This window comes from Microbispora sp. CA-102843, from assembly GCF_050936215.1.
Classification (GTDB): Bacteria; Actinomycetota; Actinomycetes; order Streptosporangiales; family Streptosporangiaceae; genus Microbispora.
The window spans coordinates 8,890,370-8,903,738 of the sequence record NZ_JBNJNF010000001.1; the positions used below are offsets into that span (position 1 = coordinate 8,890,370).

The following is a 13,369-nucleotide window of genomic DNA, read 5'->3' on the forward strand; positions in this document are numbered from 1 at the left end:
CCGAAGTGGCGCGCCTGCTTCGATGAACTTCTAATCAACAGATACCCGGAGTTTGTGCCCCTGCCTAGACCTATGTCAAATTAGAGGGATGTCGAAGCAAGAGCTGCCGATCATCGACGCAGGCGTGGACGCGTCCGGCGTGGCATGCTGCGCGCCGCTGGCGTGCGAGCCGTTGTCGGAGAGCGAGGCCGCCGAGCTGGCCCCGTTGTTCAAGGCGATCGCCGACCCCGTACGACTGCGCCTGCTGTCCCTGATCGCCTGCCACGAAGGCGGCGAGACCTGCGTCTGCGACCTGACGGCGGCCTTCGACCTCACCCCGCCGACCATCAGCCACCACCTCAAGGTGCTCAAACAGGCCGGGCTCATCGACTCCGAGCGCCGGGGCACCTGGGTGTACTACTGGATCAACCCCGCCGTCCTGGCCCGCATGTCGGCCCTGATCAATCCGGCGTCGACCGCCCTCGCTGGCACGGCGTGACCGCGAGCATCGGACGACGGGCGTTCGCCGAGTTCCTATGAACGCCTCCGGCGGGGCCTCGGCTGCGGGTGATCAGGGAGGCGAGACGTGCGCGTCCGCGCCGGGTCCCGGGCTTGATCGCGTCCCACACCCGTGCCATCTCTCGCGAGAAACAGGAGAGAGCCAGGCGCACGCACGGATCAAGAAACGAAGAAGCCCCGACCGGCATCTCTGCTGGTCAGGGGCCGCTTTTCCTGCTGGTGACAGGTCCAGGGTTCGAACCTGGATAGGCTGAGCCGACGGTTCACAGCGCGTGACCATTCCAGGTGCTTCGATGCTCTTGACCTGCGCCGGAGCCCGCTCGCCCGGCCCTGATTGTCAAGATCATTGCACGCATATTGCATGGCTCGGAAACGATCAGTTCCAGCACGTAGACTCGGAGCCATGACGGCTGCTGCTCCTGAAGAGTACGAGGACATGCATCGGCTGGTCGACCAGCTCACCGGAGACCAGCTCCGGGAGATCGGCGCGCAGACGCTGCGGCTGGTTCACTCCTCCGAGCGCGCCGAGAGCGAGTCATGGCCTCCGGCGTTCTTCGGCTCCGTCCGTGCCGGCCGCTCGGATGTAGCCGCCCGTACCGAGGAGATCCTTGCCGAGGGCTTCGGACACGGCGATTGATCGTCGTCGACACGGGCCCGCCCGTGGCCGCCACGATTTCCGACGATGCCGATCATGAGCGCTGTGTCGGCGAGTTCAAGCGCCTCCACGATGCGCGCCGAGAGCTCCTCATCCCCAGCTTCGTCGCGGCCGAAGTGTGCTACATGATCTCCAAGTTCGGCGGTGCCGCACCGGAGGCGCGTTTCTCCACGCTCTCGAGTTGGACGTGTTCACGCTCGTCGAGCTGACCAAGCCTGACCTCTCCAGAGTCGCCGCGCTGGTCGAACGCTACGCGGACTTCCCCCTCGGCGCCGTTGACGCCTCGGTCGTCGCGGTGGCCGAGCGCTTGAAGGTCAACGAAGTGTTCACGCTCGACGTACGGCACTTCGCCGCGGTCCGCCCCGCTCACGTGCCCGCGTTCACCCTGCTTCCCGGGTAGGGCTTCCCTCCTGCACCGGGTGATCAAGTCCTCCGGGCTCCTGCGGCCTCGCACGCTCCTCCCCCGTCCGCGCATCCCGTATGCCGTCGACCCGCTGCGGAGCAGCAGCAGGCCGGTGACGGAGGCGCAAGCCCGTCCTCGCGTGTACGTCAGCCGGTCGCCGTTCCTCGGCCATTGGACGCCAAGAGGCACAGACGGGCTTGAGCCGTAGGAGCTGGTCTGCTGGGTTTGCCCAGGTCGATGGCAGGAGGGATGCGCGGGCTCTACATCAGCCATCTACGGCCGGCGTTCTCCAGCCGGGCGGCGCCCCGGAGCCGGAGCGCCCCCGCCGGAGGCATTGGTCATAGGACTTGGCGTATCTGTAGTGCCAGTTCCCTGATGTTCACGGGCTGAGTGGTGTTCACGCGGTGGACAGGGCCGAGAGCGAGTGGCTCTGCTCGGCGGGCCCATTCACCCCACTGTTGATCATCCGGATGTGAGGCGCCGTAGATGAGGTGTCGGTCAGCAGATCGTTTCTCGTATCGCTGACGCGCGAGGGGTACGGGGACGTCGCACCATACCTCCTGTACGTTAGCGACTTCCGCGCTCTCCAGGCCGGCGATGAGGACCGGTCGCAGATTCGCCCAGCCATGGGCTTTCGAGCACCGCACCGTGCTTAGTGTCGGCGAGGGATTCCTTGATGCGGTCTTTGCTGAAAAGGGGCAGGCCGAGAGCGTGAGCGAGGGTGGTCTTACCCGAGCCGGACAGGCCGTTCACGAGCACGACGAGCATTCGGCGATCGTAGGTCATGGCACGTAGGTGATGGCGGCCCGAGCTGCCGGCGGCCGGGACCGGCCCCCAGGCCGCACGCCCGCCCGCCGAGCGGGCGCAGGGTCGCGAGGCGGCGCGCAGCGCGCCTCGCGATTTCTATTAGCACAATTCGGCAGTAACTTGTCTTGTCCCGCGACATGCTTGACACATCAGTTCCACGACGTGTTTGACAGGTACTGGTGCCGACCGGTCTCGTGCTTGGTGCGCGACTGGCGTGCACCAAAAGAGCAGTTCCATTCTGGAGTAGCCCCCTATATAGGCCAGTATCGGGCAGTGCCAGATGCCCTCGCCAGCGCGAGCGTGAACACTTCTACCAGAAAGCAATGAGTAGTTAATTTAGGGCTATTTTCCTCACGCCCTGGACGCCAGGAAAGTCTTTTAAGGTGCGGCCGACGACCTCCGCCAATCTAGGGTTATTCAGTTTGACGTAGAAGCTTTCGCCAATTTCGTCAGCCATAAGCACCGCACTCTCCACACTTTCTGGCCAGTAATGCCTGGCAACTTCTAGCGCGTGCGCGCGATCTTCAAAATAGACGGCGTCTACTCCCAGAATTTCATGCAGGCGATCCAAGATGGCCCGCTTCTGATCGTCAGTTATTCCGCCGGTCAAGCGACCCGCACATACCTCTATCGAGGAGCTGCCGCACAAAGCCACTGCCACATCGGCCTTGCCCTGCCAAAAGTCGGTCGGCGCCCTAACGACAGCGAGCACACCTGTCATGGACTTCAGTTCCTCTGCCATGCGGGCATAGTCTGTTGAGTGCCGTAACGTCCCGTAGAATGCACGCGGGGAATTGTCGGCGCTATAAATTCCCGAAGAACCAGAGCGCCCATCGATCCAGAGCTTCCTCTGTTCCTCACTTTCAGCGTAGACGTCCTCCTTGCTCTGGTAGCCGAAAGAGGTAACGGCTGGACTTGCGCGTAGGGCCGCCTCTGTGAGGCTCACAATCTTACGTTCATCACGCGCGGGGCGGCTGCATGCTTTCACGTATGTGAGATGGGAGTCGCATAGCAGTACCTTGAATCGAAGTTGCTCCGCCCAGGGGCCATCTGGAGGTGGTAGTGGTTTTCGCGACTGCTCGCGCAAATACCAGCTAGCGCTCCCTATCAAGGCCAGCAAGACGAGAGTTCCCGCGCCAATGATCAGCATTTTCCTATAAGTGGACACCCATTTCCGTAATCGCGACTCTCGATCTGGGTCGTTCCCGAACGATAACTCCTCGGCGCCTGTCATCTCCGTTGATGAGTCCACAACCCCCAGTTTGCCGACATAGGTCACTCATGGTCAACTCTTCCATGGAGCGACCAGATGGAGCCGTCCCCCTGAGAAAGCACGACGATGGCGAGAACCGACAATGCGATCCTCTTCGCCATTACACGTCTAGGCCGGGAGGGGTCGGCCGACCAGGGCCGCTCCCTCCCGGGAACCATCAACGCCGGTGCCCCGGCAAGACCAGCAGGGTGATCGAATTCGCCGGGTACGTCGCATTGACCCGGCCCTGGTGCACCATGAGATCGTCACCGCGCACAATCGAGTTGAGATCGGCCGGGCTGTAGGTGAACCGCTGCGCCCTGGCGTTGCCGTGCAGTCCGGCGATCGACAACGGTGAGGTCAGCTCACCGCCGGTCTTGTTGATGACCATCAGGGTCAGCGCCTTGTCGCGCGAGCGCTGCGCCCCGTACACCGCCAGCTGCCCTTGATCGCTGCTGGCCGCCGACACGCTCACGTCGCCGAACCGGCTCCCCGCGCCGTCATAGTTGCGATACATCCGGAACGCGTAGGCGCCGGGCTGCGTCGGCTGGGGTTCGCCCCAGATGGTCGCGAGGTCGAGACCCTCGCGCCCGAAGATGCCGAGAACGTCGGCCTGCGTCAGGGCGCCGTTGATGTCGTCCAGCGCGCCCCAGTTGTACTCGGTGATCGCGGTCTTCGTGCCGGGGTAGTACTGCGCGACCCACTCCTTCATCTTGCGGATGAACTGCAGCGGCGGCGCGTTCACGCCCGTGGGGCCGATCCAGGACTCCTCGACGTACGTCGGGTCCCACAGCGAACGCGTGGACCGCAGCCGCCACGCGTTGGACTCGGGGTCCTTCCCGCCGTTGATCTGCGGGTAGTAGTGCTGGTCGAAGTAGTTGAGCATGCGCTTGCCGCCGTGCACGTCGCTGTAGTCCTTCATGTTCTTCAGGAACCACTGCGACAGGTTGAGCCCGCCGTGCGCGGCCGCGTCGGCGCCCGGCGCACATCCGTCCACCCCGGACGCGACCCACTCGCAGTATCCCCAGCCGGAAGGGCCGAGCACCGCCGCGCTCGGGTCGGCGGCCTTGATGGCCGCGGCGGTTGCGGTGCTCTTGCTGCCCAACTCGTCGTACGAGACCGCCTCGGGGTGCACGTCGCGATGCGTGGAGTTCCACAACACCGGCTCGTTGTCGAGCTCGTAGATCGACACGCCGCCGCGCGCCGCCGTACCGAACTGGCTCACGAGATGCGACACCATCTCGCCGTCGAACAAGGCGTCCACCGGGATCGAGGTGTCCTCAGGCACCGCCCCGGTGAGGTTCGCGTTGTTGAGCCTGCCGTTGCCGCAGCCGGCGTCCCACTGGTCGAATCCGTCCTGAGCGGGGAACCGGCTGGCAGGGAATCCGCAGGCGAACGGGTGCTGGGCGGGCGAGTCCTTGGCCACCCACCCGCTCATCGGCACGGTGACGACCTGTTTGCTGCCGCGGTCCTGGTTGGTCTTGACGAACGCCTCGACCGTGTTGTCGGGCCCGGCGACGATGTTCTCGAAGTACCAGTCGCTTCCCGTGTTGTAGGTGTGGTTCTTGAAGTTGTAACGCGTGCTCGCGTTGCCGCCCCAGCGCGCCACCGGCAGGCCGATCTCGGCGGCGAACGCCGGGTCGGCGCCGTTCATGCCGTAGATGTCCGGACTGATCGCGTGCCGGGCGGCGGACAGGTCCACCGACAACCTAGGACCCGCTGCGGCCACAGCCGGGTCCAGGGCCGCCTGGGCGGTCAACGTCCCCGCCACGAAGGACACCGCTACGCGGAGCGTCGTGGCCGATCGCAGCTTCCGCCGCCATTGAGCACCCATCATCGACGCTCCCGTCAATCGATCCATCGGTCAACAATCGAGGAGCCTGACCGGATGCTTCACGCGAGTCAAGGCACTGCAGTCGCGCGGAGGCGGGCGGCCAGGCGGTACCAAGAAATCTTGGTTCCCTGACTTGGTGCGTCTCCTGGTCAAGCCTTGGCCGCCCCGTAACGACCCGGCCGCGGTTCAAGAGGACAGCCTGAAAGTTGCACACAGCCCACGAATTCGGCCTCTCAGGGTTCCTTAGTCCATGGTCGTCCAGGGCCGTCCAGGCTTGTTGTTAGCATTCGCGTTAGCAAGATCACCCATACGTGCTGAGGATCTCCATCGCCTGGAGCACGTCAGGAACAACGTGGTCCGCCTGGTGTCATCGTTGGGCCATCTTCCCTCGGCCAATCCAGACCGCGCGAAGTCCGGCCGCGCGTCCGCCGGCAATGTCAGCGATGAGGTTGTCGCCAATCATCCAGTATCCGGAGCACTACGGTTTCTCCGCCCATACCGGCCCTGAACTGGGCTCTGCCTCAAGCGCAGCCGTTACCTGACGAACTGCTACCCTCAAACCACCCCGAAGGTCGTGGTCACCGGCCGTTTCGATCGTCACTGGCGCTGATACCACCACTGTCGTTGCGGCCGACAGTTGTAGAGCCTCCCGCATCCGGAGCCACTCCAACCTTTGCCGTCACTCATCCTGCCCAGAAGCTCGAAGATCCGGAATGCTGTAAGCAACAGAATGCGACAGAGAACATCTCTCCGCTAGGGTCGACCCGCTGAGGCTGGACTTCGCGCCCGGATTGAACGTAATCATCGGGGGGCGCGGCTCAGGAAAATCGACCGTGGTGTCCGCACTGCGTCGCGTATATAGCGGCACAGACGGCCTGCCTGAAAAAATCAAAGCCGACCTCGACGACTTCTATGAGCGTGTATTCGGCGAAGCGACCCTCTCCGCGGTGCATCACCTTCCGATCTCCGGACAGAGCCAAATCGCACTCTGGACAGCAACCGACGGCAGTCGCACAGGCCGAGACACCGGCATGACTCCCACGAGCTTCCCCCTGCGTGTCTTCAGCCAAAAGGAGCTATACGAGCGGATCGCACCTGACTCCGGCGATCCGCACGCCGCATCACGACACCTGCTTGCCCTCATCGACGAGGCACTCGCCGTAACGGACGAGTCTCAGCACGCCGACTTCCTGGCCGAGCGAGCCGAGATCGAAGCCACCTGCCAGACTCTCGTCGCCCGTCGACTCCTGATCGAAAGCGAGCTCGGACAGCGTCCGGAGCTCGAGGCCCGCGAGGCGGAACTCAGTCGGCAGGTTGCACATCTTGATAACCCGGTCACTCGGGAACGGCGGGAACGAAATGAAGCGATTCTCAATGATCATAAGAAACTAGAAGCCCTCGCCACTCAGATTGCGAAATCCATTGCGGAGCTACGGGGAGCCGTCGATCGCTTGCTGCCTGCAAGCGAAGCGGAACGCTCCAGGCCCGAGATCCACCATCAGACGTTGGTGAACATCGAGTCAACCCTTCGACAGAACCTCCTCGGAGCGCTGTCAGAGGCCGAAGCCAAATTGCAGGTTGCCGAGGCAGCACGACGGAGAGGCCAATGGGCCGACGAAGTACAGCAGGCGCGTCTGGACGACGAGGCATATCAAACCGAACTCGTCACCCTGGGCGTGGACCCGGAGCAGTATCTGTCACTACGGGAGGAACTTGCCATTGTACACAGGCGGCTGAACGACCTGGTAGCACGAGCGAGAGAGCTAGATGACGTTCACAAAGGCGAGCGCGATGCGTGGCAAGCATTGTCGCTCGTCCACACTCGACGCGCCCAGAGGCGGCGACGTCTCACGCAGGACGTCAAAAACCGAAGTCAGACCCTGCGCTTCGAAGTGAAGCCTCATTCGGATTGGACGGGGTGGGCTCGTGCGATACGGAAAATTCTGAACCTGAGAAGCGATGGTTATCCCGAAGAAGTTCGCAGCCTAGCCCGTTGGCTGTGGGCCGGCCCTACTGACACCCTGGAAGATCGCCTTAAGCTATGGCGAACTGCCCTCATCGGCAATTCCTATACGGAGCTAAGTAACCAGCTCTGCCGGAGTGGCGAGGAGCGGGGACGGCCCGCCTGGTGGAGAAAGCTAGCTGGCATCGACCAGACCATGCGCGTCCGACTTGCCACGCTGATGGCCGATGACACCGTGACCATGCTCTTCCTCAAGACTGACGGCAACCCTGATCAGAATAAGAACTGGCAGGACGTCTTGCATGGCTCGCCCGGGCAGCGCAGTGCCGCCATGCTCAGCTTCGTCCTTCACCAAGGAATCGAGCCGCTGGTATTGGACCAGCCAGAGGACGACTTGGACACCACGCTAATCTCCGAGCTGATCGTCAACGAACTCCGCAGGAGCAGATGGAAGCGGCAGCTTATCGTGGTTACGCACAACGCCAACATTCCTGTCCTCGGTGACGCCGATAGGGTGATCGTCCTGGAGAGCGTCGACGGAAGTATCAGGATCAAGAACAGCGGAAGACCTCATGTTGGCCCAATTGACGTACAGGAAGTACGAATGGACATTCAAGATGTCATGGAAGGTGGTGTAAAGGCATTCATCAAGCGTGGGATGAAATACGACAACGAGGTCAGCTCCTACAGACGCGACGTGGCCCGCATGAACCCCTCCCCGGACGTCACATCATCCTGACCGCCGACTCTTAGCCGGGCTTCCTAGCCGTTCCCCGTTCTCTTCTTCCACGAGCTGCAGGACTCTCTAAGGGGATCAATGCGAGGGACTTGGGCGACGCCCGTTGGGAGATCGCAAGATAGAGCGGGAGGAACCCCTCGCTTTGACGATCATCACTCGTCGACCGGACGTCCCGTCTGCGACAGCCGCCAGCAAGACACCGGGGCCGGCAACCATCCGCGGATGCCGGCCTCACGCTGAAGCAGGCAGGGTCGAGAGTGCCGGGCAGCCTGGGAAGATACCACCAAGATCATTGCACGCATATTGGTGGACCGGCGACAGACGGGGGCTCAGAGTGGCCTACGGCTGCACATGCCCGGAAAGCAGAAGAGGCCCCGGAGGGCCTCTGAGCTGCTGTTCTGCTGGTGGCAGGTCCAGGGTTCGAACCTGGGTAGGCTGAGCCGACGGTTTTACAGACCGCTCCCTTTGGCCACTCGGGCAACCTGCCTTGTCTTCCGCTCGCTGCGGCGACAGGTAGAAGAATAGCGGACTTCCCGGGTGCACGTGACATGCGTTCCGGCGCGCCCCGCTCACTTGATCATCGGCGGGCAGAGGGCCCGGAAACTCGGGAGCGGGCGCAGTGGACCACCGGCCATAGTGGAACGGTGATCAGACAGGCGGAGCCGGCGGATCTCGCGGCCCTTGCGGAGATCGAGAGAGCGGCGGACGGGATGTTCGTGCCGCTCGGCATCGTCTTCCCGCCGGGCACCACAGTCATCGAAGAGTGCGACGACCCAGGGCGTGTCATCGTGGCCGGCCGGCCGCCGGTGGGGTTCGCCCTGCTCGGGGTGGTCGACAGCCTCACCCACCTCGAACAGATCGCCGTACATCCCGACCACGGCAACCAGGGGATCGGGACGCGGCTTCTCGATGCCGTCTGCACGACCGCCAAAAAGTCCGCACAGGCCGATACTGCCGCGGTGACGCTGACGACGTTCCGGGACGTGCCGTGGAACGCCCCCTGGTACGCCCGGCGGGGCTTCCGCGTCGTACACCCCCATGAGTGGGGGCCCGAACTCACCACGCTGGTCGAGCACGAGCGGGCCCTCGGCATAGAGGTGGCGCCCCGCGTCGTGATGAGGAAAGACCTCTGATCACATCGGCGCCCACTAATCTCGAAGGGCAACGGAGAGAGGACACGGACACCGATGGCCGACAGCAGTTTCGACGTGGTGAGCAAGATCGACCGGCAGGAGGTCGACAACGCCCTGAACCAGACGGTCAAGGAGGTCGGGCACCGCTTCGACTTCAAGGGTACGGGCGCGAGCATCTCCTGGTCGGGGCAGAAGGACATCGAGATCAAGGCGAACAGCGAGGAGCGGGCCAACGCGGTTCTCGAGGTCTTCAAGGAGAAGATCGTCAAGCGCAACCTGTCCCTCAAGATCCTGGACGCGGGCGAGCCGAAGCTGTCCGGCAAGGAGTACCGCCTGGTGGTGTCCCTCAAGGAGGGCATCGACCAGGAGAACGCCAAGAAGATCTCCAAGCTCATCCGGGACGAGGGCCCGAAGGGCGTGAAGGCGCAGATCCAGGGCGAGGAGCTCCGGGTCAGCTCCAAGAAGAAGGACGACCTCCAAGAGGTGATCTCCCTGCTCAAGGGCAAGGACCTCGACATCGCCCTTCAATTCGTCAACTATCGGTGACCCGCGTCACATCCGCACAACCAGCACAAGGCCCTGACCTGCGGGTTCAGGGCCTTTGTCATCTCCGACAGACCCCGGAACCATGACCATTTGGTTGCCCGAAGCAACGATCAGCATATGATTGCTTAGGGTAACTAAGTTTGATCACACGGGGAAGGACTTCGATGGCGAATGCGATGACCAGGGAGACGCCGCCAGGCGCGGCGGCCCCCGCGATGACGCACCGGGAGATCCTGGAGGCTCTCTCGGGGCTGATGCTGGGGATGTTCGTCGCGATCCTGTCGTCGACCGTCGTGTCGAACGCGCTCCCCACCATCACGGCGGAACTGCACGCGGACGAGACCACCTACACCTGGGTGATCACCTCGACGCTGCTCGCCACGACGGTGTCCACCCCGATCTGGGGCAAGCTCGCCGACCTGATGAGCAAGAAGATCCTCATCCAGCTCGGACTGGCCGTCTACGTCATCGGCTCGGCGATCGCCGGTCTGTCGCAGAACTCCGAAATGCTGATCACGGCCCGGGTGATCCAGGGGCTGGGCGCCGGCGGACTCACCGCCCTCGCCCAGGTGATCATGGCGGCGATGATCTCGCCGCGGGAGCGCGGCCGCTACTCCGGCTACCTGGGCGCGGTGTTCGCCGTCGCCACGATCGGCGGCCCGCTCGTCGGCGGCCTCATCGTCGACACCTCGTGGCTCGGCTGGCGCTGGTGCTTCTACGTCGGCGTGCCGTTCGCGATCCTCTCGCTGATCGTGCTGCAGAAGACCCTGCACCTGCCCGTCGTCAAGCGCAGCGTACGCATCGACTGGGGCGGTGCGGCGCTGATCAGCGCCGCGGTCTCGCTGCTGCTGATTTGGGTCTCCTTCGCCGGCAACAAGTACGACTGGTGGTCGTGGCAGACCGGCGCGATGGCCGGCGGCGCGGTCGTGCTCGCGGTGCTCTTCCTCGTGGTCGAGTCGAAGGTGAGCGAGCCCATCGTCCCGCTGCGCCTGTTCAGGATCCGGACGGTCAGCCTCAGCGTGGTCGCCAGCGTGCTGGTCGGCGTCGCGATGTTCGGCGGCACGACCTTCCTCAGCCAGTACTTCCAGCTCGCCCGGGGCGAGACGCCCACGGTGGCCGGCCTGATGACGCTGCCGATGATCCTCGGCCTCGCGATCTCCTCCACGGTCTCCGGGCAGATCATCACCCGCACCGGCCACTGGAAGGTCTTCCTGGTCTCCGGCACGTTCTTCCTCACCGCCGGGTTCGCCCTGATGGGCACGCTGCGGTACGACACCGACTACTGGCTCGTCGCCGTCTACATGTTCTGCGTCGGCGTCGGCATCGGCATGAGCCAGCAGAACCTCGTGCTCGCCGTGCAGAACCAGGTCCGCGCGGAGGACCTGGGCGCGGGCAGCTCGGTGGTCTCGTTCTTCCGCTCCCTCGGCGGCGCGATCGGCGTCTCGGCCCTCGGCGCCCTGATGGGCGACCGCGTCAAGCGCTACCTGGAGGAGGGCCTGGCCGCGCTGGGCGTCCACGGCACCGGCCAGGAGAGCGGCGCGATCCCGAAGCTCTCGGCGCTGCCCGCCCCGATCCGCACGGTCGTGGAGAGCGCGTACGGCCACGGCATCGGCGACCTGTTCCTCTACGCGGCGCCGCTCACCCTCCTCGCGCTGGTCGCCGTGCTGTTCATCAAGGAGGTCCCGCTGCGGACCACCGCGATCACCGTCCGCGCCGACGCGCCGGAGACCGACGAGACCCTCGACCCCGAGATCGCCCCCCAGCGGAACGGCGCCACGACCGGACGCCACGCGCAGCGCGAGCGGCAGCGGCCGATCACGGCCGAGGCCGAGATCTCCTCGCCGAACGGCCACGCCTTCACGCAGCCCCTGAACGCACAGGTTCTCACCGCCACGCAGGCCCAGCCGTACGCCGCGGTCGCCGTGGAGACGCACGGCCCGGGAGGGATGGACGGCGTGGAGATCCGCGGGTTCGTCAAGGGCCAGGACGGCGTGCCCGTGGGCCGCGCCACGCTCACGCTGATCGACGTGCGGGGCCACCAGCTCGGCCGTACGGTCACCAGGGACGACGGGGGCTACGCGCTCGGGACGCCGGGCGGCGGGACGTACGTGCTGATCGCATCGGCGGGCGACCGGGAGCCGCAGGTCGCGACGCTGGTCGTGGGCGACCAGCCGGTCGACTTCGACATGGTGCTCGCGGCCTCGGGCCGGCTCGTCGGCACCGTACGCGGGACGGACGGGACGCCCGTCGCCGAAGCGGTGGTCGTCGTGACCGACGTGCGCGGCGAGGTCGTGGCCACGAGCTCGACCGATCCCGAGGGCGGCTTCTCCTTCTCCGGCATCGTGGCCGGCACCTACACGCTAACGGTCAGCGGCCCGGCGTACCGCCCGGCCGCCGTCCCGATCGAGGTGCTGGGCACCGGCCAGACCCGCCACGACGTCGTGCTGCTGCCCGGCGCGCGGGTGCGGGGCACGGTCCGCGTGAAGGACGGCGTGCCGCTGGCCGACGCCAGGGTCACCCTGCTCGACGCGGCCGGCAACGTGGTGGGCGCGGCGACCACCGGCGAGGACGGCGAGTACGCCTTCACCGACCTGACCGGCGGGCAGTACACCATCGTCGCCAGCGGCTACCCGCCCGTGGCGAACACGCTGAACCTGGGCGGCCAGGGCGACGAACCGTACGACGTGTGGCTGGGACACGAGCGATGAGCGTCTCCGAGACGGTCCCCAGGGGATTGCACGCCCTGGTCCGGAGCAAGGACGGCTGGGCCGTCCAGCACGCGGTCGTCACGGTGACGGACACGACCGGCCGCCAGGTGGCGCGGGCGGACGCGGACGCCGACGGGCAGGTCGTCACCGCCCCGCTACCGCCGGGCGTCTACACGGTGGTCGCGACCGCGATCGGATACGCGCCTGCCGCGTCCACCGCGATCGCGACCGCCTCGGGCGCCGCCGAGGCCGGCACGCTGGTGCTGGCCCGGCAGGGCGGGACGGAGCTTCCGCCGCCCGGCGTGTGGACGATCGACCCGGAACACTCGAAGATCTCGGCCACGGCCCGGCACCTCGGCCTCAGCAGCGTGCAGGGACGGTTCACCGAGTTCTCCGGCCGGATCGAGATGGGCGCCACTCCGGAGGAGTCGTCCGTGTCCGCCGAGATCGTCGCGGAGTCCATCGACACGGGCAGCCGGATGCGCGATGATCACCTGCGTTCCGCGGACTTCCTCGACGTCCCGGTGCACCCGGTGATCACGTACCGGAGCACCGGGCTGTCGCCGGCGGGACCGGACCGGTGGACGGTGCACGGCGTGCTGACGCTGAGCGGCGTCAGCCGCCCGGTCGATCTCGACATGACCTACCTGGGCACCGGCCCGGACCTGTGGGGCGGGCTGCGGGCGGCGTTCCGCGCGGTCACGGAGTTGCGCCGCGAGGACTTCGCGATGACCTACAACCAGGTCGTCCAGGCGGGGATCTCGCTGATCGGCGCCACACTGAAAGTAGAGCTGGACATCCAGGCGGTGCGCGGGTAGACCCCCTGCCACA

Annotated in this window: 13 protein-coding genes and 1 tRNA gene; 9 read left to right on the forward strand and 5 right to left on the reverse strand. The window is 65.3% G+C overall.

Annotated elements, in window-relative coordinates:
* The first annotated feature begins 88 nt into the window (after positions 1–88).
* The 4 genes from ACQEVJ_RS41290 (at position 89) to ACQEVJ_RS41305 (ending at position 1,553) form a co-directional block, all read left to right on the forward strand.
* On the forward strand, positions 89–478 hold the full coding sequence (locus ACQEVJ_RS41290) for an ArsR/SmtB family transcription factor (protein ID WP_433110328.1): 390 nt from the start codon (positions 89–91) through the stop codon (positions 476–478).
* A 423-nt stretch (positions 479–901) separates the two neighbouring features.
* On the forward strand, positions 902–1,135 hold the full coding sequence (locus ACQEVJ_RS41295) for a hypothetical protein (RefSeq protein ID WP_433110330.1): 234 nt from the start codon (positions 902–904) through the stop codon (positions 1,133–1,135).
* Positions 1,132–1,362, forward strand: a complete 231-nt coding sequence (locus ACQEVJ_RS41300; RefSeq protein ID WP_433110332.1) for a hypothetical protein — start codon at positions 1,132–1,134, stop codon at positions 1,360–1,362. Before ACQEVJ_RS41295 ends, ACQEVJ_RS41300 begins: the two co-directional genes overlap by 4 nt.
* Entirely contained in the window at positions 1,335–1,553 is a 219-nt protein-coding gene (locus ACQEVJ_RS41305; RefSeq protein ID WP_433110334.1) for a hypothetical protein, read from the forward strand. The genes ACQEVJ_RS41300 and ACQEVJ_RS41305 overlap by 28 nt, the downstream gene beginning before the upstream one ends.
* 570 nt (positions 1,554–2,123) lie before the next feature.
* Here the strand turns inward: ACQEVJ_RS41305 and ACQEVJ_RS41310 are convergent.
* The 4 genes from ACQEVJ_RS41310 to ACQEVJ_RS41325 form a co-directional block, all read right to left on the reverse strand.
* Positions 2,124–2,324, reverse strand: a complete 201-nt coding sequence (locus tag ACQEVJ_RS41310; protein WP_433110336.1) for a hypothetical protein — start codon at positions 2,322–2,324, stop codon at positions 2,124–2,126.
* A gap of 370 nt (positions 2,325–2,694) precedes the next feature.
* Positions 2,695–3,105, reverse strand: a complete 411-nt coding sequence (locus tag ACQEVJ_RS41315) for a permease-like cell division protein FtsX (protein ID WP_433110338.1) — start codon at positions 3,103–3,105, stop codon at positions 2,695–2,697.
* A gap of 688 nt (positions 3,106–3,793) precedes the next feature.
* Complete coding sequence (locus ACQEVJ_RS41320) at positions 3,794–5,386, reverse strand: glycoside hydrolase family 44 protein (RefSeq protein WP_433110340.1); 1,593 nt, start codon at positions 5,384–5,386, stop codon at positions 3,794–3,796.
* A 430-nt stretch (positions 5,387–5,816) separates the two neighbouring features.
* The gene (locus ACQEVJ_RS41325; RefSeq protein WP_433110342.1) at positions 5,817–5,912 is read right to left on the reverse strand and encodes an HAD hydrolase-like protein; all 96 of its coding nucleotides are present in this window, start codon (positions 5,910–5,912) and stop codon (positions 5,817–5,819) included.
* A gap of 370 nt (positions 5,913–6,282) precedes the next feature.
* Between ACQEVJ_RS41325 and ACQEVJ_RS41330 the strand changes: the two genes are divergently transcribed.
* Complete coding sequence (locus tag ACQEVJ_RS41330) at positions 6,283–8,151, forward strand: hypothetical protein (protein ID WP_433110344.1); 1,869 nt, start codon at positions 6,283–6,285, stop codon at positions 8,149–8,151.
* Positions 8,152–8,553: 402 nt separating this feature from the next.
* Here ACQEVJ_RS41330 and ACQEVJ_RS41335 read toward each other — a convergent pair.
* Positions 8,554–8,638: transfer RNA gene (locus ACQEVJ_RS41335), tRNA-Tyr, on the reverse strand.
* 157 nt (positions 8,639–8,795) lie between these two features.
* Here ACQEVJ_RS41335 and ACQEVJ_RS41340 point away from each other — a divergent pair.
* From ACQEVJ_RS41340 to ACQEVJ_RS41355, 4 genes are all read left to right on the forward strand, one after another.
* Positions 8,796–9,284, forward strand: a complete 489-nt coding sequence (locus ACQEVJ_RS41340; RefSeq protein WP_433110346.1) for a GNAT family N-acetyltransferase — start codon at positions 8,796–8,798, stop codon at positions 9,282–9,284.
* Positions 9,285–9,338: 54 nt separating this feature from the next.
* On the forward strand, positions 9,339–9,830 hold the full coding sequence (locus ACQEVJ_RS41345) for a YajQ family cyclic di-GMP-binding protein (protein ID WP_433110348.1): 492 nt from the start codon (positions 9,339–9,341) through the stop codon (positions 9,828–9,830).
* A gap of 164 nt (positions 9,831–9,994) precedes the next feature.
* Positions 9,995–12,538: an MFS transporter gene (locus ACQEVJ_RS41350; RefSeq protein WP_433110350.1), complete on the forward strand. Its 2,544-nt coding sequence runs from the start codon at positions 9,995–9,997 to the stop codon at positions 12,536–12,538.
* A complete protein-coding gene (locus ACQEVJ_RS41355) occupies positions 12,535–13,356 on the forward strand; it encodes a YceI family protein (RefSeq protein ID WP_433110352.1) in 822 nt (273 codons plus the stop codon). The genes ACQEVJ_RS41350 and ACQEVJ_RS41355 overlap by 4 nt, the downstream gene beginning before the upstream one ends.
* Positions 13,357–13,369: the final 13 nt, after the last annotated feature.

What these genes read in the sequence shown, in the direction of transcription:
- ACQEVJ_RS41295 (WP_433110330.1), top strand. Translation starts at nt 902, where the DNA reads ATGACGGCTGCTGCTCCTGAAGAGTACGAGGACATGCATCGGCTGGTC.
- ACQEVJ_RS41345 (WP_433110348.1), top strand. Translation starts at nt 9,339, where the DNA reads ATGGCCGACAGCAGTTTCGACGTGGTGAGCAAGATCGACCGGCAGGAG.
- ACQEVJ_RS41355 (WP_433110352.1), top strand. Translation starts at nt 12,535, where the DNA reads ATGAGCGTCTCCGAGACGGTCCCCAGGGGATTGCACGCCCTGGTCCGG.
- ACQEVJ_RS41310 (WP_433110336.1), bottom strand. Translation starts at nt 2,324, where the DNA reads ATGCTCGTCGTGCTCGTGAACGGCCTGTCCGGCTCGGGTAAGACCACC.
- ACQEVJ_RS41350 (WP_433110350.1), top strand. Translation starts at nt 9,995, where the DNA reads ATGGCGAATGCGATGACCAGGGAGACGCCGCCAGGCGCGGCGGCCCCC.
- ACQEVJ_RS41315 (WP_433110338.1), bottom strand. Translation starts at nt 3,105, where the DNA reads ATGGCAGAGGAACTGAAGTCCATGACAGGTGTGCTCGCTGTCGTTAGG.
- ACQEVJ_RS41325 (WP_433110342.1), bottom strand. Translation starts at nt 5,912, where the DNA reads ATGATTGGCGACAACCTCATCGCTGACATTGCCGGCGGACGCGCGGCC.
- ACQEVJ_RS41290 (WP_433110328.1), top strand. Translation starts at nt 89, where the DNA reads ATGTCGAAGCAAGAGCTGCCGATCATCGACGCAGGCGTGGACGCGTCC.